The organism is Xanthobacter sediminis (assembly GCF_043195015.1).
GTDB lineage: Bacteria > Pseudomonadota > Alphaproteobacteria > Rhizobiales > Xanthobacteraceae > Xanthobacter.
The window spans coordinates 136295-159384 of sequence record NZ_JBAFWH010000004.1; the positions used below are offsets into that span (position 1 = coordinate 136295).

Here is a 23090-nt window from a genome sequence, read left to right on the forward strand (position 1 = left end):
CTTCACGGGAGGCAGGCGGAGGCCCGGAATCTTCTGCGGGGCTCAGGGCCGATGCGGGCCCGTGGCCACATGCCAGCATCGCCAACGCCGCGGCCCATGCGATAGGCCGCCGGAAGCGGGGGGATGCAGAAGAAAGACTTCGTGCGGGCGGCGTAAGGACGGCACTCATGGAGAAAGTGTCCGACGTGACGCCCGTTTCGTCAACGGCGCCGCGGCGCGCGGGCCACGGCCACCTTTCACGTTCCGGCGAAGGCTCGCCGGAACGCATCGGCGCGAGCGCCTCAGCCCTGGCGGGCCTTGTAGCGCTTCTGGGTCTTGTTGATGATGTAGACGCGGCCCTTGCGGCGCACGAGACGGTTGTCCCGGTGGCGACCGAGCAGCGACTTGAGGGAATTGCGGATCTTCATGACACTCGCCTTCGGGCCGACCGCGGCGCGCATGCCGCGCGGCTCGTCGACACTCTGCTGATGGATTGAGCCGGCGTGATAAGCGGCGGCGCGGCCGATGTCAATGCGTCCGGCCGCTTTGCCGGGTCATCGCCCTCACGCACGATGATAGGGGTGGCCGGCGAGAATGGTCACCGCGCGGTAGATCTGCTCGGCCAGCATCACCCGCACCAATTGGTGGGGAAAGGTGGCGGCGCCATAGGCCACAAGCCGCCCGGCGCGGGCGCGCACGCTTTCCGAAAGGCCATCGGCACCGCCGATGATGCAGGCGAGCGCCGGCGTCCCGCCGTCGCGCAGGGCGCCGAGGTGGGCGGCGAAATCCTCGCTGGAAAGGTTTCGGCCACGCGGATCGAGGACCACCAGCCCGGCTCCGGCCGGCAGGGCGGCGAGAATCGCCGCGCCCTCTTCGGCCATGCGGTCTTCCGCGCGGCGGGCGGACGATTCGGCGATCTCCACCATGTCCACGGCGGTGAAGCCCAGCGCGCGCCCGGCGGCGCGGGCGCGTTCCAGGTAGCGGGCGACGAGATCGCGCTCGGCCCCGGCCTTCAGCCGGCCGACGCACAGGAGAACGAGGCGCACGTGCGTTCAGCCCGGAAACGGTCGCCGCCGCGCCTTCAGGAGCGCGGCGTGCCCGACCACATCTTCTCGATGTTGTAGAAGGCGCGGACCTCCGGCTGGAAGACGTGGACGATCACGTCGTTCGCGTCGATCAGCACCCAGTCGCAGGCCGGCTGGCCTTCCACGCGCACATGCTTGATTCCGGCTTCCTTCAGCGCCTCCAGAAGGTGCTCGGCGATGGCGCCCACATGCCGCTGCGAGCGGCCGGAGGCGATCACCATGAAGTCGGCGATGGAGGTTTTCCCGCGCAGGTCGATGGAGACGATGTCCTCGGACTTGTCGTCATCCAGCTTGGCCTGGACGAGGGCGAGAATCTCCTCGGGCTGGAGAAGACCGTCGGAGATCGTGTCGGGCGGCGTCATCTGGTCGTTCGCCTCGGGGCTGGTCGCCAGAACGGCCGCCTGGACCGTGGCCTCTTGGGCCGAAGCCATTGTGGACAGGGGTCCATATCCTCTCATGTCGAAGGCGCCGGGCTCCTTGCCACAGGCGCGAGCATCAGAATGTCGGAAAATCAACGAATTTTCAAGGGCGGCGCGGCATCAGCTCGCGCCGGGCGCGCCGCTGAGGCGCCGTGCGGCGCGGATTCCCGTTGAAGACACGGGGGATTTCAGCCCGTGAAGGAACACCCAGGCGGGCGGGGCGAGGTCTGCCAGCACCGCGGCGTCGCTCTCCTCGATGCGCCAGCGCTCCAGCGCGCGGGCGGCCGGGGCGGCGGTGGCGGCGAGCGACTGGCCCATGCGGTCCACCACCGCCACCGGCACCCGGTCGGCGATGGCGCGCCAGCGCTGCCAGCGGTGGAACTGCGCGAGGTTGTCCGCCCCCATGATCCACACGAACCGCACCTTCGGCATCCGGTGCGTCAGCGCCGCGATGGTGTCATAGGTGTAGCGCACGCCGAGCGCGGCCTCGCAGCCGGTGACATCGATGCGCGGATGGTGCGCGACACGCCGCGCCAGCGCCACACGTTCCTCAAGGGACGGCAGCTCGCGGTTGTCCTTCAGCGGGTTGCCGGGCGTCACCAGCCACCACACGCGGTCGAGCTGCAGGCGCCTGAGCGCCAGCAGGCTCGCCGCCCGGTGCGCGCCGTGGGCGGGATTGAAGCTGCCGCCGAGCAGGCCGACGCGCAGCCCCGGCGCCGCGAGCGGGATTCGCCGCGCGTCGCGGGCGCATGGCGTCTCGCCCGCTGCCCCGCCGGCGCGGCACGGCGGCACGGCGGCGCTGGCCTCCAGGAAGGGAGCACTCGCCGAGGCGCGGCTCACGGGCGGCTCCCGTTGCTCAGGCTGCGCTCACGGGCGGGTCTGGCCGGAGCCGTGGATGCGGTACTTGAAGGAGGTGAGCTGCTCGGCCCCCACCGGCCCGCGCGCGTGCATGCGGCCGGTGGCGATACCGATCTCGGCGCCGAAGCCGAACTCGCCGCCGTCGGCGAACTGGGTGGAGGCGTTGTGCAGCACGATGGCCGAATCGACCTCCGCCAGGAAGCGTTCCGCCGCCGCCGGGTCCTGGGTCACGATGCAGTCGGTGTGGTGGGAACCGTGCCGCTCGATGTGGGCGATGGCGGCGTCGAGCCCGTCCACCACCTTCACCGCCAGGATGGCATCGAGATATTCGGTGTCCCAGTCGCTCTCGGCGGCGGCGTCCACGCGGGGGTCCACCGCCTGCACCGCCGCGTCGCCGCGCACGGCGCAGCCGGCGTCGAGCAGCATCTCCACCAGGGGCTTGAGGTGGGTGCCGGCCACCGCGCGGTCCACCAGCAGCGTCTCGGCGGCGCCGCAGATGCCGGTGCGGCGCATCTTGGCGTTCAGCACCACGGTCTTGGCCATGTCGAGGTCGGCCGCCTTGTCCACGAACACGTGCACGATGCCGTCGAGGTGGGAGAAGACGGGCACGCGGGCGTCGGACTGCACCCGCGCCACCAGGCTCTTGCCGCCGCGCGGCACGATCACGTCCACCGTGCCGCCGAGCCCGGCCAGCATGTGGCCGACGGCGGCCCGGTCGGAGGTGTTCACGAACTGCACCGTGTCCTCCGGCAGGCCGGCGGAGGCGAGCCCGGCCACGAACGCCGCGTGGATGGCGCCAGAGGAGGCGAGGCTGTCGGAGCCGCCGCGCAGGATGACGGCATTGCCGGCCCGCACGCAGAGCGCGGCAGCGTCGGCCGTCACGTTGGGCCGGCTCTCGTAGATGACGCCGATGACGCCGAGCGGCGTGCGCACGCGCTCGATCAGCATGCCGTTGGGCCGGGTCCAGCTCTCGGTCACCTTGCCCACGGGGTCGGGCAGGGCGGCCACGGCCTCAATGCCCTCGGCCATGGCGGCGATGCGCTCGGGTGTCAGGGTCAGGCGGTCAAGGAAGGAGCCGGTCATGCCCTCGGCCTTGGCGCGGGCGACATCGCCGGCATTGGCGGCGAGGATGTCGGCGCTCGCGGCGCGCACGGCGGCGGCGGCGGCGTTGAGGGCGCGGGTCTTGGTCTCGGCGTCCGCGAGGGCGAGGGCGCGGGCGGCGGCGCGGGCGCGCTTGCCCATCTCCAGCATGGCCGCCTCCAGCTCCGCCGGCGGCAGCGCCCGCTCCGCGGAAGCGGCGGCGTTCATGCGTGCGGCGGAGGCGGTGGCCATGGCATCACTCTCTAAGGATCAAAGGGGTTTCGAGCGCGCCAGCGGGCGCGCCGGTCACGATCTGTAGCACGCCGGCCGCGAAAATCGACACCCGCAGCGCGGCGAACTCAATGTGCCTGCATTCCAGATGGGCCTTGCCCGGCGCCTGCGCCAGCGGGCGGCCCGCTCCGGCCGCTCACGAGGCCGTCACTCTACGCCGAGGGCCATGTCGTCCCGGTGCACCATCTCCGAGCGGCCGGAAACGCCCAGCAGCTCCTCGATCTCGGCCGTGGAGCAGCCCATGATGCGGTTCGCGGTCTGCGAATCATAGGCGACGAGGCCGCGCCCCACCTCCGCGCCGTCCGGCCCGCGCAGCACCACCGCGTCGCCCCGGTCGAAGGCGCCCTCGATGCGCTTCACCCCGGCGGGCAGCAGGCTCGCCCCGCGCCGCAGGGCGGCGACCGCCCCGTCGTCCAGGTGGAGCGTGCCGTGGGGTTCGAGCGCGCCGGCGATCCAGCTCTTGCGCGCGCGCACGGGATTGGCCGAGGTGAGGAACCAGGTGCAGCGCCCGCCCTCGCGGATGCGCTTGAGCGGGTTCTTCACGTGGCCGGTGGCGATCACCATGTGGGTGCCGGCGGAGGTGGCGATCTTGCCGGCCTCGATCTTGGTGCGCATGCCTCCGCGCGAAAGCTCGGAGCCCGCCGCCCCGGCCATGGCCTCGATCTCGGCGGTGATGCGCGGCACCACCGGGATGTGTTGGGCGGCCGGGTCCTTGGCCGGCGGGGCGGTGTAGAGCCCGTCGATGTCGGACAGCAGCACCAGCAAATCGGCGCTCGCCATGGTGGCGACGCGCGCGGCGAGCCGGTCATTGTCGCCGTAGCGGATCTCGGAAGTGGCGACGGTGTCGTTCTCGTTGATGATGGGCACGGCGCGCAGGTCCATCAAGCGCGCCAGGGTCGAGCGGGCGTTGAGGTAGCGCCGGCGCTCCTCGGTATCGCCAAGGGTCAGCAGCACCTGGCCGGCGTTGATGTCCTCGTGGGCGAGGGCCTCGGCCCAAGTGCGGGCGAGGGCGATCTGGCCCACGGCGGCGGCGGCCTGGCTGTCCTCCAGCTTCAGCGGCCCGGCCGGCAGGCGCAGCACCGTGCGGCCGAGGGCGATGGCGCCGGAGGAGACCACCATCACGTCGCAGCCGCGCCGGTGCAGGGTGCCGATGTCCTCCACCAGCGAGACCAGCCATGGCAGGCGCACCCGGCCCCGGTCGCGGTCCACCAGCAAGGCGGAGCCCACCTTGATGACGATGCGGCGGAAATCGGTGAGGGCGGGCGGCGTGGCGTGGTCCAGGGAGGCCATGGTGCGGAAACCGGAAAGGCGCCGGGGCGGGCGGGGCCGCATCCGCCGGCGCGGGGGACAGCGCCGCGCAGGGCGGACCCTGGGGCGGGGCACCTCATGTGCCTGCGGCAGGGCATAGGCCATCGGGTCGGAGGAATTCAAGTCCGCCCGGTGGTTCGTTCCCCGCTGGCCTTGCCCCGCCGGCCTTGCCTGCGCGCTCGCCTCCTGCACAATCGCGTCCATGCTCGCGCGCGCCGAATCGGCCCTTCCTTCCCTCACCGCCATCGGCCTCTCCGGGGCCGAGCTGCTGCTCGATCCCTCCGGCGCCGCCTTGTGGGTGGAGGAGCGGCTGCTGATGGTGGCGGACATGCACCTGGAGAAGGGGTCCGCCTTTGCCCGGCGCGGCCAGATGCTGCCGCCCTTCGACACCGCGGACACCGTCGCCCGCCTGGAACACCTTGTGGCCCGCCACCGCCCGCGCACCCTCGTGGCGCTCGGCGACAGCCTGCACGACCGGTGGGCGGACGCGCGGCTCGACGCCGGCATCCGCGCGCGGTTGCGGGCGCTCGCGGCGGCGGTGGATGTGGTTTGGATCGCCGGCAACCATGATCCCGCGCCGCACGGGCTCGGGGGTGCCTGCCTGGAGATGCTGGCCCTTGGCCCGCTGCGCCTGCGCCATGAGCCGAAGGAGGGTGCCGCCGCCGGCGAGGTGTGCGGCCACCTGCACCCGGCGGCGCGGGTGGCGGCGCGCGGGCGCTCCATGCGGCGGCGCTGCTTCGTGACGGATGGCGCCCGGCTGCTCATGCCCGCCTTCGGCGCCTATGCCGGGGGGCTGGATGTGCGGGAGCCGGCCATTTCCAGCCTGTTCGCCCGGCCGTTCGAGGCGCATCTGCTGGGTGCGGAGCGCACCTTCCGCATTCCGCTGGAGCGGGCGGGATAGGGCATCTGCGGCTGGCAGAGGCTCTTCAGGTGGCCGGCGGGCAGGGCCTATTGGGGCTTCGGGCGGAAGTTCGGCGGCGCGGGCGGCGGAAGCGGAGGGTGCGCCTGGGCCTGGGCCGGGCGCGACTGCCCGCCCTCGGTGAGCTGCACGGTCCAGGATTTCTGCTCCTGGGTGTCCACCTCGAAGAAGCCGGTGCGCTCGAAGCCGCGGGCGAGGCAATCCTCCGCGCCGCGGATGGTGAATTCCTTTTCCCGCGTGCACATGGGCGACTTGCCCGACCATTCGCCGCCCTGGTCGTAGTCCACCGCATAGAGATAGTAGAAGCGGGCGACCAGATCGCCGCGCAGCAGCGTCTCGCAGCTGTTGGCGGCAACGTTCCACCAGCCCTCGGTGGCCCAGGTGTCGCCGTCCTTGTAGCCCACGGCGACGCCGACGCGGCTCTGGGTGCGGTTGCACAGGCGGAAATCGGCGTGGGCAAGGGCGGGGGCGAGCGCGAGGCCAAGCACCAGCGCGAGGCCGAAAAGGGACGCCGATCGCGCCGTGCGGGCGCGGCCGGTCCGGCTCGGCCCGGTGCGGTCAGGATCCGTCATGCGGTCGGGACAGCGAAACATGGAGCAGGCTGTGTGCCTTTCATCGCGCGATCCGTCAATGGCCGGCGGGGGCGGAGCGGTCTTGTCGCCGCCGATCACGGCAGCATGGCGGCGTTTTTGCGGCGGGGCGCAGGGGCCCGGCGCGCGGCGTGGAAAGCGGGGATCGATCCTTGACGCGGGCCGCTTGGGGGCCTCTATCATCCGCCCGATCAGATTGAGGAGACCTGCCAGGTGGCGGAAGAAGACGTGTCGGATGCCCCCGCGGGCTTTGCCAAGGAACAGCTCAAGTCCTTCGTCGAGCGCATCGAGCGCTTGGAGGAGGAGAAGAAGGCGATTTCCGACGACATCAAGGACGTGTTCGCCGAGGCCAAGGCCAACGGCTTCGACGTGAAGGCCCTGCGCGCCATCCTGAAGCTGCGCAAGGAAGACGCGGACGAACGCAAGGAACTCGACGCCATCGTCGAGCTCTACTGCCAGGCGCTCGGCATCTTCCTCTGAAGGTGCGCGCTTCAGGTGCGGGCGTGCCCTGCCCCCGGCGTCTCAGGACGGCCGGGGCGCACGCGCATGGGAATGCCGCTGGCGCGCGTCTCGCCGCCTGAGCCCTCATGCCGTGAGGGCGCGCCGTTCCGGATAGCCTGCGCCGGGCCGGTTCGCGAAAGCCGGGCGCCCGCCGGGCGACCCCGTCTCATGCAGAAGGCTCGCGAGCTGTCCCCGAACGCCGGTTGACCGAATCCCGCCCGGCTCCGGTCGAGGGCCGGGGCCGAGGGGGCATTCTCACATGCGCTGGTTGAGGGCGTAGGCCGGGGCGCGGAAGACGAAGGTGGGCACGTCCGCCACCGCGGTGCCGCTGAAGCTCGACTTCAGGCCGAAGCTCGCGTCCCGCGAGAAGGCCATGGCCACGGCCTGGGTGGGCGGCGCCATGAAGGCGGTGAAGACCCGCAGCTCCGGCGGCCGCAGGTAAAGCTCGCTCGACAGGCTCGGCGACAGGAACAGGCGCCCGAAGGCGACGGCCTGCACCGCGCGGGCGCGCTCGCGCGGACGCCGGGCGGTCGAGATCTCAGCCGCGGCGGGCGCGCGGGCGGCAATGGGCGCCGGGCCGAAGACGTCGCCGGCGGCGGCATAGCCCAGGGCCTCGGGGCCGGGGCGATCGGTGCCGCGGGTGATGACGGCGGGCAGGGGGGCTGCGGCCATCTGCTGGCCGCGGGCCTGGGCTTCCGCCGGGCGGCGCTGGGGTAGGGGCGCGAGCAGCGCGGCGCTGGCCACCTGCTGGGTGGCGATGGCGCCGGCCATGGCCTCCGCCGGCCGCGCCTGCGGCAGCGGGGCGGCCTGGGCGACGCGGGGAGCGGGCGCGGCGGCGCGCTCGGCCGGGGCGGGGGCCTCGCTGGCCTCCTCGGCGGAGGCCTGGGCCACGCTGGTTTCGGCCGGCCCCTCCTCGTCCTCCGCGTCCTTCTTGCCGAAGAAGCCCGAGAAGAAGTTCTTCATGCCCCGCCCGGAATCGGCGGAGGCGACGGCGACCCCGGCATTGGAGCCGCGGGCGCGGATCTCGGCCAGCGCTTCGGCATAATGGGCGAGTGGCCTGCCATCGGTGGGCACGTGCACGGTCTTGCCGTCGGGGAACACGCGGGCGAGCTGGTCGTGGGTCATGCGCGGCCAGTGGCGCACGTTGCCGGTGTCCATGTGCACGAAGGGCGAGCCGGAGGTGGGGTAGAAGCCCACGCCGCCGCGCTGCAGCCGCAGGCCCGCCACCCGGAGGTCCACCAGCTTCACGCCGGGAATGTAGAAGTCCATGGCCTTGCCCAGCATGTGCTGGGAGAACTTGGCGACGCCCCGGCTGCGCGAACGCAGCATGGCATTCGTTTCCGGCGAGCGGTAAGCGCTCACGATCTGGATGGTCGAGGTGGCGTCGGTCTCGCGGTAGACCTCCCAGACGATGTCGAAGAGGTGGGGGTCCATCTTGGTGGGCTTGTCGTTGCGCCAGTCGCGCAGGAACCAGTTCAGCTTCTCGAGGGTTTCCGCGTCATAGCGCCCGTCCTTCTTGAAGGTGAAGGTGCCCGTCTCGCCGCGATGGCTGTGGTGCAGCGTGAGGGTGCGCGTGTCGCCGTTGGCGATGGCGTTCTGGAGCGAGGTGGAGCCGAAGACCAGGAGCGCGATGCCGATGGCGGAGGCGCGGAGCGCCCGCGCGCCGCGGCGCAGGGGTCGGGTGAGGACCGAGGGGACGGTCGAAGCGGAAGTCCTGGCCAATGTCGCGAACCCGGGGCTCTGGTTTCGAAGACGCCGCGGCGAACCGCGACGCTAACGGAGTCTTGCCGGGTTAGGTTAAGGGTGAATTGACACCCGCTCCTTCCCACGCTCGGCACGCGCTTCGGTCACGCCGTCGTGACCACGTCTGTCCCGCTTTGGCTAGAGGCGGAACATGGCGAAAACGTGCTGGAAGCTGGCGCGTGGCTGTGGCGGGAGTACCATAGGCAAGCAAGGCTGGCTGTTGGAGGCCTTCTTGCAGTGCGGCATGTTGGCGCAATTCCGCGGCGTCGCTAGGCTGGCAGGCCTAGCGCCACTTTCTGTTACACATTGCTTTTTCTGGATAAAATCAATTTCCGCCGGTGATCTTGCGAAATAGCCTGCGCGGCAAAATCCGCGCCGCCGCATTTTGCTGCGGCGCGGGAGGGTCCCCTGCGACCGAATCACCGCCGCGGCGTGACCCCGCTCTCGGCGATGCGCCGCTTTGCGGCGTCGAGGCCGAGCCGCGATTTCACCTCGGCATTGATGCCGTAGATGTCCTCGTGGGTCTCCAGCCGGCCCGTATCGTTCACGAAGGTGGTGAAATAGACCACGTGCACCGGAATGCGCTGCTTCAGGGTCACGTAGCGTTCCTTGCCGCCGAACATCTTGCCGATGCGCTCTGCGGTCCAGCTCTCGCCGGGCAGGCCGATGTTGAACAGCACCTCGCCGAACTCCAGCGGGTCCTGCACGCGCATGCAGCCGTGGCTGAAGGCCCGCTGCTCACGCGCGAACAGCGCCTTGGAGGGCGTGTCGTGCAGGTAGACCGAGTGGTCGTTGGGGAACATGAACTTGATGCGGCCGAGCGCGTTCCGCTCGCCGGGGGACTGGCGGAAGGTGTAGCCGCCCGAGCCGTTGCGCACCACCTCGATGCCGCGCCGCGACAGGGCCTCGGGGTCGGAGCGCAGGAGGGGCATCATCTCGTTGCGGGCGATGGAGGGCGGGATGTTCCAGGCCGGGTTCACCACCGCATAGCGCATGTCCTGGCTGAGCAGGGGGGTAGGCGTGTCCTTCTTGCCCACCACGATGCGGGTCTCGTGGACGACCTTCTCGCCCTCGTGGATGCGGGCAAGGTATTCGGGGATGTTCACCCACACGTAATAGGCGCCGAGGTCGCGCGGCAGCCAGCGCCAGCGCTCCATGTTGGCAATGATGTCGGCCTTCGCCTCCAGGCTCGGCGCGGCGGCGACGCCCCGGTTGAGCGCCGCCACCGTGGTGGCACCCAACACGCCCGTGGGCTTCAGTCGCACGGTGTCCTGGAAGGCCTTCACGGCGCTGACGAGGGCGTCGTCATAGGTGAGGTCGCCCGGCATGCCGGAAAGGCCGAGGCGGGCGCGCAGCGCGGGCACGCGCGGATCGCTGTCGCCGGGCTTCAGCAGGCCACCGGCGGGAATGGCGACCTGGGTCGTGGTGCGCGGCCGCTCAGTTTCCGCCAGCTTCGCCTTCAGCGCCTTGTAGCCGGCGTGGGGCGGGTTGAAGGCGGCGAGGGTGGCGTTGACGTCCCTCGCCTCGGAGAGGGACGCGAGCACCGCGGCGGGGTCGGGGATCTCGCGGGTGGGGGTCACCAGCGCGGAGATGCGGCTCGGCTCGAAGCGGCCCGCCTGGGCATGGCGGGCATAGGTGAGCGCGGCTACCGCGAGGCGCAGCTCGGTGGCGGCGAGGGCGGTGGCATCGGCGCCGCGCGGCGGGGGCGCGACCGCATAGTCGGCGGGGTCGAGCCCGTCCTCGCCGGCCGCGGCGAAGCGGGCGAGCGCGGCTGCGCCGCGCGCGTTCACGCCCCGCTCGTCCACGAACACCGGCAGGCCCAGGCGGGCGCCATAGAAGGCGGCGAGGGCCTCGGTTTCCTTCTTGGTGGCGCCGAGGCCGGAGGGCTCCGCGAGCTGCATGGCCACCGCCTCCGCCACCGGTGCCAGCGGGCCCGAGGGTGCGGCGGCGACCGCCGGCGTGCCGGCGGGGACCTGCGCGGAGCCGGCAGTCGCCGGGCCGGACGAGCCGGGGGCCGGGGCGCCCTGCGCTGTGGCCGGTGCTGCGGGAGCGGGGGAGGACGGGGCTGATTCGGCGGCGCGCGGCGCGACAGGCGGAGTCGCAGGCTGAAGATGCGCGGGCGTGCTCGCCTGGCTTGCCGTCGGGGCGAGGGGGGCGGCGTCACGCGCCTGGGTCGGAGCCGCCGGCGCGTTGGCGGTTTCCGGGCGCGCGGGGGAAGGCGAAGAGGAAAGGGGCGCCACCGGCGTCGCCACCGCGCGGGCCGGCGGCGTGCTTTCGCCGTTGCCGGCGGCGTCGATGCCGCCAGCGACCGGACGGGCCGGGGCATGCTCGCCGCTGCCGGCCGCATCCACGCCACCGGTGCTGGCGGCCGCGGTGCGCCGGGGTGGGTCGGCGGTGCCCATGCCGGCGTTGGTCGTCACCGGCGCGGCCGGGCGCGGGCCGTTCAGCAGAGCACGGGCGGAGGCGGCCGCGGGGGACATGGCCTGCGGCACATCGGCGGGTCCCGCCTGCGCCGCCGGAAGCCAGGAGAGGGCGAGCGCAAGGCCGGCGAGGCTCACGCCCAGAGTATGGGCGAGCCGGCGTTCCCGTGCCCGGCCCCGCATCGCACGCTGGCGTGCCGTTCGCGTCTCCACGTGCTCCTCGACCGCCATGGTCATCTCCTCGCCGCTGGCCCTCGTCATCTGGTGCCGTGCTGTAGATATCCGTTCAACTCACAACCGCGCGCCGCGCGGCGTTTTCGTGAGCTTGTCACTCAGCGGCAACAAACAGGGCTGCAATAGGTTCCATATTGGGGGGTGGCCGGGTGCCGTCATGGGCGGCGAGCCCGAGCCGTGAAAGCTTGCGATAAAGGGTCGAGCGGCCGATGCCGAGCCGGCGCGCCACCTCCGTGAGCCGGCCGCCGTAATGGGCGCAGGCGAAGCGGATCGCCTTCTCCTCGATCTCCTCCAGCGGCCGCACATGGCCGCCGCGATCCACCCACGGCGCGGGCGGCATTGCCGGCATCACCGCGAGGGGCGGCGCCTCAGGCTGCTCTCCCACCAGATGGAGGACGGGACGGCGGCCGTGGCCGGTCTCGGCCGGGGTGATTCGGGCCGCGTCGGCGGAAGCTTCCGCCTTGTCGGGCATCGGCTTCTCCGGCATCGGCTCCCCGGCTGCCGGCGTGTTGGCGAGGGCCATTGCATTGGCGAGCGCAACCTGCAGGCGCAGCGCGCCGGCCGGCTTCACCACGAAATCCCGCGCGCCGGCGCGGATGGCGGAGGCGGCTGTGTCGATGCCCTCGGCGGTCACCGCCGCCACCACCGGCAGGCGGATGCCGCGCGCCTTCATGGCGCCGAGCACGCCCATGCCGTCGAGCTCCGGCAGCACCAGATCGAGCAGCACCACGTCGAACGCCATGCGTTCCATGAGGGCCAGCGCCTCGTCGCCGTCGCGGGCGAGGGCGGTGTCGTAGCCCAGGAGGTGCACGGCCGATTCGATGCGGCGCGCTTCCACAGGGTCGTCTTCGACCAGCAGCAGCAAGGGTTTCATGGGATTCCGGCGTGGTGCGAACATACCCAGCTTGGGCGCGTTTGGTTAAGCAAGTCTGAGTCTCACGCTTTCGTGCACCCTTCCGCGGCCGGTGCGCCGGCTTGCGGCGGCGGCGCATTGAGGTGATCGTGTGCGCCACGCTATGAGGGCGTCGCGGGGGTGCCCCGTCATTCCGCCCGCCCGATCCCGCCGGAGGTTCCATGTCGCTTCATCGCCGCCCCGCAGACCTGCCGTTCCCCGCCGCTGCGCCCTTCGGCGCCGCTTCCGGCGCGGCGCATCCGGCCGTGGTCCGCGCGGCGTCCGCCGGCGCCGCCGCCGTGTCCGAGCCACTGCCCGAGTGGAACCTCTCAGATCTCTATTCCGGCATGGACGCGCCGGAGCTGGAGGCCGACCTCATCAAGGCGGACATCGAATGCAAGGCATTCGAGGATGCCTTCAAGGGCAAGCTCGCCGGCATCCTCGCCGACCCTGACGCGGGCGCGACGCTGGGCGCCGCGGTGCGGCGCTACGAGGAGATCGACGACCTGCTCGGCCGCATCGCCTCCTATGGCAGCCTCGTCTATGCGGGCGACACCTCCGATGCCGCGCGCGCCAAGTTCTACGGCGACATCCAGGAGCGGCTCACCGACGCCTCCACCCACCTCCTGTTCTTCACGCTGGAGCTGAACCGGCTCGACGACGCGGCCCTGGAGGGCGCCATGGCGGCCCCCGCGCTCGGCCACTACCGGCCGTGGATCGAGGACCTGCGCAAGGACAAGCCCTACCAGCTCGACGACAAGGTGGAGCAGCTCTTCCACGAGAAGGCGACCACCTCCCGCTCCGCCTGGAGCCGGCTGTTCGACGAGACCATCTCCTCGCTGCGCTTCTCGGTGAACGGGCAGGATCTCGCCATCGAGCCCACCCTGAACCAGATGCAGGACCCCAAGGAGGAGGTGCGCCGCGCCGCCGGCCTCGCGCTCGCGGACACCTTCTCCAGGAACGTGCGGCTGTTCTCGCTCATCACCAACACGCTGGCGAAGGACAAGGAGATCTCCGACCGCTGGCGCAGCTTCCCCGATGTCGCCTCTTCCCGCCATCTGGCCAACCGGGTGGAGCAGGAGGTGGTGGATGCCATGGTGGCGGCGATCCGCGCCGCCTATCCGCGCCTCTCCCACCGCTACTACGCGCTGAAGGCCCGCTGGTTCGGCAAGGACAAGCTGGAGTTCTGGGACCGCAACGCGCCCCTCCCCAAGGTCGTCACCCGCGACATCGGCTGGGGCGAGGCGAAGGATACGGTGCTCTCTGCCTACGGTGCCTTCTCGCCCCGCATGGCCGAGATCGCCGGGGTCTTCTTCGACAAGGACTGGATCGACGCGCCGACCCGGCCGGGCAAGTCGCCGGGGGCGTTCGCGCACCCCACCGTGCCTTCGGCCCATCCGTTCGTGCTGCTCAACTACCAGGGCAAGCCGCGGGACGTGATGACCCTTGCCCATGAGCTCGGCCACGGGGTGCACCAGGTGCTCGCCGCCCGCCAGGGCGCGCTCATGGCGCCGACCCCGCTGACCCTGGCCGAGACCGCCTCGGTGTTCGGCGAGATGCTCACATTCCGCCGCCTGCTGGACAAGGCCGAGACCGCCCAGGCCCGCAAGATCATGCTAGCCCAGAAGGTGGAGGACATGATCAACACGGTGGTGCGCCAGACCGCCTTCTACACCTTCGAGCGCCACGTCCACACCGAGCGCCGCAAGGGCGAGCTGACCTCCGAGGCGCTGGGCGAGATCTGGATGAAGGTGCAGGGCGAGAGCCTCGGCCCGGCCATCAACCTGGGCGCGGGCTACGAGACCTTCTGGACCTACATCCCGCACTTCATCCATTCGCCCTTCTACGTCTATGCCTATGCCTTCGGCGACTGCCTCGTGAACTCGCTCTACGCGGTCTACGAGAAGGCGGCGGACGGCTTCGCCGACCGCTACCTGCAGATGCTGGCGGCCGGTGGAACCAAGCACCATTCCGAGCTGCTCGCCCCGTTCGGCCTCGACGCGCGGGACCCCGCCTTCTGGCAGACCGGCCTCTCGCTCATCGACCGGATGATCACCGAGCTGGAAGGCATGGAAGCCGCCTGACAGGGGTTTCCCCCCGAGGGCATCCGCTGGCTTTCGCCGCGGGCGCCCTCGGGGCTGGATTTCGGGCGCCGCGGACCGGCGCCCTTTACGTCTCCTCAACCCCGTCGCCTTAAGCATTGATTCATGATGCTGCGACCCGGCCCGCTCCTGTGCGCCCTCGCCATCGGCCTTGCGGGGCTGGTGGTGCCGGCGCGCGGGCAGGATCCGGCCGGGACGCCGTCGCCCCAGCTTCCCGCGCGCCCGCCGCCCGGCGCGCCGCTGCCCCCCATTCCGCCCGCCCGCGCGGCCAGGGGCATCGACACCGATGCCCTCAAGGCGGATGTGAAAAGCGGGGAGGATTTCCAGAAGCGCATCGCCGCCGAGCTGGAGGCCGCCAAGGGTGACCGCGCCAAGCTCAATGCCCTTCTCATCGAGACCGCCGGCCGCTCGCGAACGGTGGAGCAGCAGCTCATCGACGTGGAAGGCCGCATCGCGGCGCTCGATACGTCGGCCTCGGCGCTCTCGGCCTCGCTTGCCAAGCGGCGGGACGTGCTGGCGGAGGTGCTGGCCGCGCTGCTGCGCATGGGCCGCAATCCGCCGCCGGCGCTGCTGATGCGCCCCGACGACGCCCTCGACGCGGTGCGCTCGGCCATCCTGCTGGGCGCGCTGCTGCCGGAAATGCGGGTGGAGGCGGAAACGCTGGCGGCCGACCTCTCCGAGCTGGTGCGCGTGCGCGGCGAGCTCACGGCGGCGCGCGAGAGCCTCGGCCAGCTGCGTGCTGCCCTGGAGCAGGACAGGAAGCGCCTCGCCGCCTTGGTGGGCGAGCGCCAGCGCCGCCAGGCGGAGGAGCACCCCCTGCCGCAAGGTGAGAAGGCGCAGGCCGATTCGCTGGCGCGAACGGCCCCCGACGTGCACGATCTCGTGAGCCGCCTGGAGACGGAGGTGCCGCCCGCCGCCCGCGCCGCCGATGCCGCGCGCGCGACGCCGGAGCCGCCCGCCGGCGCGAAGCCCGATCTCGCCGCCCTCCAGAACCCCGCGCGCATCGCCCCCGCGGTGCCCTTCATCGAGGCCAAGGGCTTGCTGCCATTGCCGGTGGCGGGGGTGCGCCTGCGCGATTTCGGGGCGGCGGACGACGTGGGCGCGGCTGCCAAGGGCCTCACCATCGCCACCCGCGCCGGGGCTCCCGTGACCGCTCCGGCAGACGGCTGGGTGGTCTATGCGGGCCCGTTCCGCAGTTACGGCCAACTCTTGATCATCAACGCGGGCGGCGGATACCATATCTTGATGGCGGGCATGGAGAAGATCACCGTGGAACTCGGCCAGTTCGTCCTCGCGGGTGAGCCGGTGGCGGTCATGGGTGGTCTGGCGCGTCCGGGCGCGGGAGCGCCCGGGGGCGCCCCCCTTGGCACGGCCTCGGGACAGCCCCAATTGTATGTTGAATTCCGCAAGGACGGAGTCTCGATCGATCCCGCCCCCTGGTGGGCGGTAACGGAAAGTCGGAAGGTGCGCGGATAATGCGTCGGACATCCCTTTTTCTTTTCGGCGTCGCGGCCGGCGCCCTGGTGGCCGTCGCCGCGGTGCAGCCGCGCGCCATCCTCGGCACGGCGGCCGAGGCGGCGTCTTCGGACACCTACCGTCAGCTCAACCTCTTCGGTGACGTGTTCGAGCGCGTGCGCTCGGACTACGTGGAGAAGCCGGAGGACGCGAAGCTGATCGAGTCGGCCATCAACGGCATGCTGCAGTCGCTCGATCCCCACTCCTCCTACATGGACGCGAAGAACCATCGCGACATGCAGGTGCAGACCAAGGGCGAATTCGGCGGCCTCGGCATCGAGGTGACCATGGAGGACGGCCTGGTGAAGGTGGTCGCCCCCATGGAGGACACCCCCGCGGCCAAGGCCGGCGTGCTGGCGGGCGACCTCATCACCAAGCTCAACGGCGATGCGGTGCAGGGCCTGAGCCTGAACGAGGCCGTGGACAAGATGCGCGGCGCGGTGGGCACGCCCATCACCCTGACCATCGTGCGCAAGGGCGTCGATAAGCCGCTCGACCTGAAGGTCACGCGCGACACCATCAAGATCAAGGTGGTGCGCTCGCGGGTGGAGAATGGCGATATCGCCTACATTCGCGTCAACTCCTTCAACGAGCAGACCTATGACGGCCTGAAGAAGGCCATTGACGACCTGACCGCCGAGATCGGCCCGGACAAGATCAAGGGCTACATCATCGACCTGCGGAACAATCCGGGTGGCCTCCTGGACCAGGCGATCGCGGTGTCCGACGCCTTCCTCGACCGCGGCGAGATCGTTTCCACGCGCGGCCGCAACCCGGAGGAGACGCAGCGCTTCAACGCGCGCGGCGGCGACCTCACCAAGGGCAAGCCGGTGATCGTGCTGGTGAACGGCGGCTCGGCCTCGGCCTCCGAGATCGTGGCCGGCGCGCTGCAGGACCAGAAGCGGGCGACCGTGCTCGGCTCGCGCACCTTCGGCAAGGGCTCGGTGCAGACCATCATCCCGCTCGGCCAGAACGGGGCGCTGCGCCTGACCACCGCGCGCTACTACACGCCTTCGGGCCGCTCCATCCAGGCCAAGGGCATCGAGCCCGACATCGTCCTGGTGCAGGACATGCCCGAGGACGTGAAGGCCAAGCTCGGTGCCTCCGGTGATCCCACCCGCGGCGAGGCCTCGCTCAAGGGGCATCTCAAGAACGGCGAGGACGAGCAGGCGGGTTCGCCTTCCTACGTGCCGCCGGATCCGAAGGATGACACCCAGCTCAAGCTGGCCGTGGAACTGATGGAAGGCACCGTGAAGAACGCCGCCTTCCCCGCGAGTTCCAATAAGACCACCCAGGCGAACTGAGCCTTCGGCCCCATCGGGACTGCCGAAAATTCATGCAGAACAGCGCCTCCGCTCAATCTTTGCGCGGGGGCGTTTTCTTAAATCCCCGGCCGCTGCATTCATGCAACGGTTGTGACGCGTGCGACCTTGCGGGTTCTGAGCCGCCTTTGGGCTTTTCCTGCAATCATGCGGCTTCCGGCGGTGCCGGGCGCTGCTTTTACGCAAGGGCATGGCGCCTGCGAGCGCCCGTTGCCACAGCCCGCGGTACCCCCGCGACGGCAATGAGATGCTCCCGGTGCGGCAATGCGGCCTAGGTGCCATCCTTCGGTCATGTTGCCGCCCAGATCGGCCTGTGTTAGGCAACCCGGGATTTCGAGGGTGGGGTTTCGCCCGCTGGCGGGGTCACATCATAATATTCCCAACAGATCAAGGGTTTGGGTCATAGCCGGGGCGAGCGTGCCCGGGGGGCGGCTGCAAATCCGAGAGAGGTGCGGGTGGCGGATACGATCGTGTCAGGCATGGCGGGGCGCTACGCGACCGCGCTGTTCGAACTGGCGGATGAAGCCGGCGCCATTGATTCCGTGAAAGCGGATCTCGATCGCCTGTCGGCCCTCATTGCCGAAAGTGCGGATCTGGCGCGGCTGGTGAAGAGTCCTGTCTTCACGGCCGATGTGCAGCTTTCCGCTATCACCGCGATTCTGGAAAGGGCCGAGATCAGCGGTCTCGCGGGTAACTTCGTGAAGCTGGTGGCGCAGAATCGCCGCCTGTTCGCGCTCCCGCAGATGATCGCCGACTTCGGCGCCCTGGTGGCCGCCAAGCGCGGCGAGACCACGGCCCAGGTGACGGTGGCGCAGCCCCTGAGCGACGCGCATCTCGCGGAGCTGAAGGAAGCGCTGGCCAGCAAGACCGGCAAGGACGTGCAGCTCGACGTCACCGTCGACCCGTCCATCCTCGGTGGTCTCATCGTGAAGCTCGGCTCCCGCATGGTCGATGCTTCGCTGAAGACCAAACTCAATTCTATCCGGCATGCGATGAAAGAGGTCCGCTGATGGACATTCGAGCCGCTGAAATTTCTGCCATCCTCAAGGAGCAGATCCAGAACTTCGGCCAGGAAGCCGAGGTGTCCGAGGTCGGGCAGGTTCTCTCCGTCGGCGACGGCATCGCCCGCGTCTACGGCCTCGACAACGTCCAGGCGGGCGAGATGGTCGAGTTCGAGAACGGCACGCGCGGCATGGCGCTGAACCTCGAGCTCGACAACGTCGGCATCGTGATCTTCGGTTCCGACCGCGAGATCAAGGAAGGCCAGACCGTCAAGCGCACCGGCGCCATCGTGGACGCTCCCGTCGGCAAGGGCCTGCTCGGGCGCGTCGTGGACGCCCTCGGCAACCCGATCGACGGCAAGGGCCCCATCGAGTACACCGAGCGTCGCCGCGTCGACGTGAAGGCTCCGGGCATCATTCCGCGCAAGTCCGTGCATGAGCCCATGCAGACCGGTCTCAAGGCCATCGACGCCCTGATCCCGATCGGCCGCGGCCAGCGCGAGCTCATCATCGGCGACCGCCAGACCGGCAAGACCGCCGTCGCGCTCGATTCGATCCTGAACCAGAAGCCCATCAACCAGGGCAACGACGAGAAGGCCAAGCTCTACTGCGTCTATGTCGCGGTGGGTCAGAAGCGCTCCACCGTCGCTCAGTTCGTGAAGGTGCTGGAGGAGCAGGGCGCGCTCGAGTATTCGATCGTCGTCGCCGCCACCGCCTCCGACGCGGCTCCCATGCAGTTCCTGGCGCCGTTCACCGGCACCGCCATGGGCGAGTTCTTCCGTGACAACGGCATGCACGCGCTCATCATCCACGACGATCTGTCCAAGCAGGCCGTGGCCTACCGCCAGATGTCGCTGCTGCTGCGCCGTCCGCCCGGCCGTGAGGCTTATCCCGGCGACGTGTTCTACCTGCACTCCCGCCTGCTGGAGCGCGCGGCCAAGCTGAACGACGCCAACGGCGCCGGTTCGCTCACCGCCCTCCCGGTCATCGAGACTCAGGCCAACGACGTGTCGGCCTACATCCCGACCAACGTGATTTCCATCACCGACGGTCAGATCTTCCTCGAGTCCGACCTGTTCTACCAGGGCATCCGCCCGGCGGTGAACGTTGGCCTGTCGGTGTCGCGCGTGGGCTCCTCGGCCCAGATCAAGGCGATGAAGCAGGTGGCGGGCAAGATCAAGGGTGAGTTGGCCCAGTACCGCGAGCTCGCGGCCTTCGCGCAGTTCGGCTCGGACCTTGACGCCTCCACCCAGAAGCTGCTGAACCGCGGCGCCCGCCTCACCGAGCTGCTCAAGCAGAGCCAGTTCTCGCCCCTCAAGGTCGAGGAGCAGGTGGCGGTGATCTTCGCCGGCACCAACGGCTACCTGGATCCGCTGCCGGTCTCGAAGGTGCGTGAGTTCGAGCAGGGGCTGCTGCTGGCGCTGCGCTCGCAGAATCCCGAGATCCTCGAGGCCATCCGCACCTCCAAGGAGCTGTCCAAGGATACCGCCGAGAAGCTGACGAAGGCCCTCGACGCCTTCGCCAAGAGCTTCGCCTGAGCGGCGCTCCCTGTTCCTCGAACCTGACGGACGGGCGCGATGGCGAGTCTGAAGGACCTTAGAAACCGCATCGCCTCTGTGAAGGCGACGCAGAAGATCACCAAGGCGATGCAGATGGTCGCCGCGGCGAAGCTGCGTCGCGCCCAGCAGGCGGCGGAAGCGGCCCGGCCCTATGCCGAGCGCATGGAAACGGTGCTGGGCAATCTTGCCGTCGGCATCGTCGGCAATTCCCAGGCGCCGGTGCTGCTCGCCGGCACCGGCCGGAACGAGACGCATCTGCTCCTGGTCTGCACCGGGGAGCGCGGCCTGTGCGGCGCCTTCAACAGCTCCATCGTGCGCCTGGCGCGCGAAAGGGCACAGGCGCTGATCGCGGAAGGCAAAGAGGTCAAGATCCTCTGTGTCGGCCGCAAGGGCGCCGAGCAGCTGCGCCGCGTCTATCCCGATCGCATCCTCGAGGTGGTGGACCTGCGCGCCGTGCGCACCATCGGCTTCAAGGAGGCGCACGGGATCGCGGCCAAGGTGCTTGGCCTGCTCGATGACGGTGCGTTCGACGTCTGCACGCTCTTTTATTCGAATTTCAAGAGCGTGATCCAGCAGGTGCCGACCGCCCAGCAGCTCATCCCCGCGACCTTCCCCGAGCGCGACACCAGCGATGCGGGGCCGGTCTATGAATACGAGCCGACGGAAGAGGAGATCCTCGCGGACCTCCTGCCGCGCAATATCGCCGTGCAGATCTTCCGCGCGCTGCTGGAGAATCAGGCGTCCTTCTACGGCGCGCAGATGAGCGCCATGGACAACGCCACCCGCAATGCGGGCGACATGATCAAGAAGCAGACGCTCACCTACAACCGCACCCGCCAGGCCATGATCACGAAGGAACTCATCGAGATCATCTCTGGCGCCGAGGCCGTCTGACGCCTCGCGACCGAAGATACGAAGGACGACGAAAATGGCGAAAAAGGTCGGACGCATCACCCAGGTCATCGGCGCCGTCGTGGACGTGCAGTTCGACGACCACCTGCCGGCGATCCTCAACGCGCTGGAGACCACCAACCAGGGCAACCGCCTGGTTCTCGAGGTGGCGCAGCATCTCGGCGAGAACACCGTGCGTGCCATCGCCATGGACGCTACCGAGGGTCTCGTGCGCGGCGCCGTCGTGGAAGACAGCGGCGAGCCGATCCAGGTGCCCGTCGGTGACGGCACCCTGGGCCGCATCATGAACGTCATCGGCGAGCCGGTGGACGAGGTCGGTCCCATCTCCTTCGAGCAGAAGCGCGGCATTCACCAGCCGGCGCCGTCCTACGCCGAGCAGGCGACCGAGGCGGAGATCCTGGTCACCGGCATCAAGGTGGTGGATCTGCTCGCGCCCTACGCCAAGGGCGGCAAGATCGGCCTGTTTGGCGGCGCCGGCGTGGGCAAGACCGTGCTCATCATGGAGCTCATCAACAACGTGGCGAAGGCGCACGGCGGCTATTCCGTGTTCGCCGGCGTGGGTGAGCGGACCCGCGAGGGCAACGACCTTTACCACGAGATGATCGAGTCCAACGTGAACAAGGACCCCAAGGAGCATGGCGGCTCCGCGGCCGGCTCCAAGTGCGCGCTGGTGTATGGCCAGATGAACGAGCCTCCGGGCGCCCGCGCCCGCGTCGCGCTCACCGGCCTCACCGTCGCCGAGCACTTCCGCGACCAGGGGCAGGACGTGCTGTTCTTCGTGGACAACATCTTCCGCTTCACTCAGGCGGGTTCCGAGGTGTCGGCCCTTCTCGGCCGTATTCCGTCGGCGGTGGGCTACCAGCCGACGCTGGCCACCGACATGGGCGCCCTGCAGGAGCGCATCACGACCACCACCAAGGGCTCGATCACCTCGGTGCAGGCCATCTACGTGCCCGCCGACGATCTGACCGACCCGGCGCCGGCCGCCTCCTTCACCCATCTGGACGCGACCACCGTGCTCTCGCGTTCCATCGCGGAGAAGGGCATCTATCCGGCGGTGGACCCGCTGGACTCCACCTCGCGCATGCTGTCCCCCGCCATCCTCGGCGAGGAGCACTACAACACCGCCCGCCAGGTGCAGCAGACCCTGCAGCGCTACAAGGCGCTCCAGGACATCATCGCCATCCTTGGCATGGACGAGCTGTCTGAAGAGGACAAGCTGACGGTGGCGCGCGCCCGCAAGATCGAGCGCTTCCTGTCCCAGCCCTTCCACGTTGCGGAAGTGTTCACCGGTTCGCCCGGCAAGCTGGTGGACCTGAAGGACACCATCGCCGGCTTCAAGGGCCTGGTGGAAGGCAAGTACGACTACCTGCCCGAGCAGGCCTTCTACATGGTGGGTTCCATGGAAGAGGCGATCGAGAAGGGCAAGAAGCTGGCCGCCGAGGCGGCGTGATCGGTATTCGCTGACGATGGTCATCCGCGCAAAACGCGGGTGACCGCGACTTGTATGACGAGAAGCCGGGCGCGGCTTCAGGGCGCATCCCGCGCCTTTTCTACGGAAGGCGCGGGCTCATGAGCCCCTCCGGCGCGGATGCGGCGGAGACAAGGGAACCGGAGACGAAGATGGCGAGCTTATCGTTTGAACTGGTTTCGCCCGAGCGGCTGGTGTTCTCCGGCGCCGTGAGCGAGGTGATCGTGCCGGGCGCCGAAGGCGAGTTCGGCGTGCTTGCGGGCCATGCGCCCTATATCGGCACGCTGAAGCCGGGCATCCTCACCATCAAAGGAGAGGGTGCGCCGAAGCGCTTTTTCGTGCGCGGAGGCTTTGCCGAGGTGAATCTGGCCGGCCTCACCGTTCTCGCGGAAGAGGCGAAGCCGGTGGAGGAGATCGACCCCGCCACCCTGCGCCAGCAGATCCAGGACGCGAAGGAAGACGTTTCCGACGCCAAGAGTGACGACGCGCGCCAGCGTGCCGAGCGTCATCTGGCGGACCTGGAGCAGGTGGCCGATGCTCTTGAGCGCGGCTTTGGAGCCGCGGCGCACTGATTTCAGTCCGTGAGGCTATGAAAAAGGCCGGGCTTTGTGCCCGGCCTTTTTGCGTGAAGGAAAAAGGAGCCGTCCCGAGGCGGTCGGCGCCTCGCGGTGACGTCCGCGGGGGGCGCGGACCGCGATGCAATGGCGCCCCGGGGTTCGCAGGTGAACGCGTCTGTTCGCGCGGCGTGAACGGGCGATCGTTCTGCAAGTCGCGGCCGCAGGGAACCGCAGCGCGGGGCATTGCCCGGGCGCGTTCAGAGGAGCGGCCCCCCAGCAGGGACCTGCTCGCGCCGGCTTGGGGCGAGGCGCAGGGGCAAGGGGCGGAGCGC

Annotated in this window: 20 protein-coding genes; 10 read left to right on the forward strand and 10 right to left on the reverse strand. The window is 69.9% G+C overall.

The window, feature by feature from the left end; genetic code table 11:
- Window positions 1-281: 281 nt before the first annotated feature.
- The 6 genes from ykgO to proB all read right to left on the reverse strand — a co-directional run bounded on the left by ykgO (window position 282) and on the right by proB (window position 5002).
- Window positions 282-407, reverse strand: coding sequence for a type B 50S ribosomal protein L36 (gene ykgO, locus V5F61_RS06630; protein ID WP_012114086.1), 126 nt, complete (start codon window positions 405-407; stop codon window positions 282-284).
- Between the two features lie 135 nt (window positions 408-542).
- Entirely contained in the window at window positions 543-1025 is a 483-nt protein-coding gene (gene rlmH / locus V5F61_RS06635; RefSeq protein WP_393987826.1) for a 23S rRNA (pseudouridine(1915)-N(3))-methyltransferase RlmH, read from the reverse strand.
- A 35-nt stretch (window positions 1026-1060) separates the two neighbouring features.
- Window positions 1061-1495, reverse strand: coding sequence for a ribosome silencing factor (rsfS, locus tag V5F61_RS06640; RefSeq protein WP_393987825.1), 435 nt, complete (start codon window positions 1493-1495; stop codon window positions 1061-1063).
- A gap of 108 nt (window positions 1496-1603) precedes the next feature.
- A complete protein-coding gene (locus V5F61_RS06645; protein ID WP_393987957.1) occupies window positions 1604-2212 on the reverse strand; it encodes a nicotinate-nucleotide adenylyltransferase in 609 nt (202 codons plus the stop codon).
- A 138-nt stretch (window positions 2213-2350) separates the two neighbouring features.
- Entirely contained in the window at window positions 2351-3649 is a 1299-nt protein-coding gene (locus tag V5F61_RS06650; protein ID WP_393987956.1) for a glutamate-5-semialdehyde dehydrogenase, read from the reverse strand.
- Between the two features lie 210 nt (window positions 3650-3859).
- The gene (gene proB, locus V5F61_RS06655) at window positions 3860-5002 is read right to left on the reverse strand and encodes a glutamate 5-kinase (protein WP_393987824.1); all 1143 of its coding nucleotides are present in this window, start codon (window positions 5000-5002) and stop codon (window positions 3860-3862) included.
- A 220-nt stretch (window positions 5003-5222) separates the two neighbouring features.
- Between proB and pdeM the strand changes: the two genes are divergently transcribed.
- Window positions 5223-5921 carry a ligase-associated DNA damage response endonuclease PdeM gene (pdeM, locus tag V5F61_RS06660; protein ID WP_393987823.1) on the forward strand — a complete coding sequence of 233 codons (699 nt, stop codon included), beginning with the start codon at window positions 5223-5225 and terminating at the stop codon, window positions 5919-5921.
- Between the two features lie 47 nt (window positions 5922-5968).
- Here pdeM and V5F61_RS06665 read toward each other — a convergent pair whose 3' ends face one another.
- A complete protein-coding gene (locus V5F61_RS06665; protein WP_393987822.1) occupies window positions 5969-6511 on the reverse strand; it encodes a DUF1036 domain-containing protein in 543 nt (180 codons plus the stop codon).
- A 231-nt stretch (window positions 6512-6742) separates the two neighbouring features.
- Between V5F61_RS06665 and V5F61_RS06670 the strand changes: the two genes are divergently transcribed.
- Window positions 6743-7009: a DUF2312 domain-containing protein gene (locus tag V5F61_RS06670; protein WP_393987821.1), complete on the forward strand. Its 267-nt coding sequence runs from the start codon at window positions 6743-6745 to the stop codon at window positions 7007-7009.
- A gap of 276 nt (window positions 7010-7285) precedes the next feature.
- Here the strand turns inward: V5F61_RS06670 and V5F61_RS06675 are convergent, their stop codons facing one another.
- From V5F61_RS06675 to V5F61_RS06685, 3 genes are all read right to left on the reverse strand, one after another.
- On the reverse strand, window positions 7286-8752 hold the full coding sequence (locus tag V5F61_RS06675; protein ID WP_393987820.1) for a DUF882 domain-containing protein: 1467 nt from the start codon (window positions 8750-8752) through the stop codon (window positions 7286-7288).
- A gap of 440 nt (window positions 8753-9192) precedes the next feature.
- Window positions 9193-11424 carry a L,D-transpeptidase scaffold domain-containing protein gene (locus V5F61_RS06680; protein WP_393987819.1) on the reverse strand — a complete coding sequence of 744 codons (2232 nt, stop codon included), beginning with the start codon at window positions 11422-11424 and terminating at the stop codon, window positions 9193-9195.
- A gap of 97 nt (window positions 11425-11521) precedes the next feature.
- On the reverse strand, window positions 11522-12301 hold the full coding sequence (locus V5F61_RS06685) for a response regulator (RefSeq protein ID WP_393987818.1): 780 nt from the start codon (window positions 12299-12301) through the stop codon (window positions 11522-11524).
- 200 nt (window positions 12302-12501) lie between these two features.
- Between V5F61_RS06685 and V5F61_RS06690 the strand changes: the two genes are divergently transcribed.
- The 8 genes from V5F61_RS06690 (at window position 12502) to V5F61_RS06725 (ending at window position 22773) form a co-directional block, all read left to right on the forward strand.
- Complete coding sequence (locus V5F61_RS06690; protein ID WP_393987817.1) at window positions 12502-14403, forward strand: M3 family oligoendopeptidase; 1902 nt, start codon at window positions 12502-12504, stop codon at window positions 14401-14403.
- Window positions 14404-14526: 123 nt separating this feature from the next.
- Window positions 14527-15897, forward strand: coding sequence for a murein hydrolase activator EnvC family protein (locus V5F61_RS06695; protein ID WP_393987816.1), 1371 nt, complete (start codon window positions 14527-14529; stop codon window positions 15895-15897).
- Window positions 15894-17240: a S41 family peptidase gene (locus tag V5F61_RS06700; protein WP_393987955.1), complete on the forward strand. Its 1347-nt coding sequence runs from the start codon at window positions 15894-15896 to the stop codon at window positions 17238-17240. The genes V5F61_RS06695 and V5F61_RS06700 overlap by 4 nt, the downstream gene beginning before the upstream one ends.
- A 467-nt stretch (window positions 17241-17707) precedes the next feature.
- Window positions 17708-18268 (forward strand): F0F1 ATP synthase subunit delta, encoded by a 561-nt coding sequence (locus tag V5F61_RS06705; RefSeq protein WP_393987815.1) that lies wholly within the window; start codon window positions 17708-17710, stop codon window positions 18266-18268.
- Window positions 18268-19797 (forward strand): F0F1 ATP synthase subunit alpha, encoded by a 1530-nt coding sequence (gene atpA, locus V5F61_RS06710; protein ID WP_393987814.1) that lies wholly within the window; start codon window positions 18268-18270, stop codon window positions 19795-19797. The genes V5F61_RS06705 and atpA overlap by 1 nt, the downstream gene beginning before the upstream one ends.
- Before the next feature lie 39 nt (window positions 19798-19836).
- On the forward strand, window positions 19837-20712 hold the full coding sequence (locus tag V5F61_RS06715) for a F0F1 ATP synthase subunit gamma (RefSeq protein ID WP_393987813.1): 876 nt from the start codon (window positions 19837-19839) through the stop codon (window positions 20710-20712).
- Window positions 20713-20746: 34 nt separating this feature from the next.
- Window positions 20747-22183: a F0F1 ATP synthase subunit beta gene (gene atpD, locus V5F61_RS06720; RefSeq protein WP_393987812.1), complete on the forward strand. Its 1437-nt coding sequence runs from the start codon at window positions 20747-20749 to the stop codon at window positions 22181-22183.
- Window positions 22184-22353: 170 nt separating this feature from the next.
- Window positions 22354-22773 (forward strand): F0F1 ATP synthase subunit epsilon, encoded by a 420-nt coding sequence (locus V5F61_RS06725; protein ID WP_393987811.1) that lies wholly within the window; start codon window positions 22354-22356, stop codon window positions 22771-22773.
- Window positions 22774-23090 lie beyond the last annotated feature (317 nt).

Coding starts and splice junctions, on each gene's coding strand:
- V5F61_RS06665 (WP_393987822.1), bottom strand. CDS start 6,511: ATGACGGATCCTGACCGCACCGGGCCGAGCCGGACCGGCCGCGCCCGC.
- V5F61_RS06715 (WP_393987813.1), top strand. CDS start 19,837: ATGGCGAGTCTGAAGGACCTTAGAAACCGCATCGCCTCTGTGAAGGCG.
- V5F61_RS06690 (WP_393987817.1), top strand. CDS start 12,502: ATGTCGCTTCATCGCCGCCCCGCAGACCTGCCGTTCCCCGCCGCTGCG.
- V5F61_RS06695 (WP_393987816.1), top strand. CDS start 14,527: ATGATGCTGCGACCCGGCCCGCTCCTGTGCGCCCTCGCCATCGGCCTT.
- V5F61_RS06650 (WP_393987956.1), bottom strand. CDS start 3,649: ATGAACGCCGCCGCTTCCGCGGAGCGGGCGCTGCCGCCGGCGGAGCTG.
- ykgO (WP_012114086.1), bottom strand. CDS start 407: ATGAAGATCCGCAATTCCCTCAAGTCGCTGCTCGGTCGCCACCGGGAC.
- V5F61_RS06680 (WP_393987819.1), bottom strand. CDS start 11,424: ATGGCGGTCGAGGAGCACGTGGAGACGCGAACGGCACGCCAGCGTGCG.
- rsfS (WP_393987825.1), bottom strand. CDS start 1,495: ATGGCTTCGGCCCAAGAGGCCACGGTCCAGGCGGCCGTTCTGGCGACC.
- atpA (WP_393987814.1), top strand. CDS start 18,268: ATGGACATTCGAGCCGCTGAAATTTCTGCCATCCTCAAGGAGCAGATC.
- pdeM (WP_393987823.1), top strand. CDS start 5,223: ATGCTCGCGCGCGCCGAATCGGCCCTTCCTTCCCTCACCGCCATCGGC.
- proB (WP_393987824.1), bottom strand. CDS start 5,002: ATGGCCTCCCTGGACCACGCCACGCCGCCCGCCCTCACCGATTTCCGC.
- atpD (WP_393987812.1), top strand. CDS start 20,747: ATGGCGAAAAAGGTCGGACGCATCACCCAGGTCATCGGCGCCGTCGTG.
- V5F61_RS06685 (WP_393987818.1), bottom strand. CDS start 12,301: ATGAAACCCTTGCTGCTGCTGGTCGAAGACGACCCTGTGGAAGCGCGC.
- V5F61_RS06725 (WP_393987811.1), top strand. CDS start 22,354: ATGGCGAGCTTATCGTTTGAACTGGTTTCGCCCGAGCGGCTGGTGTTC.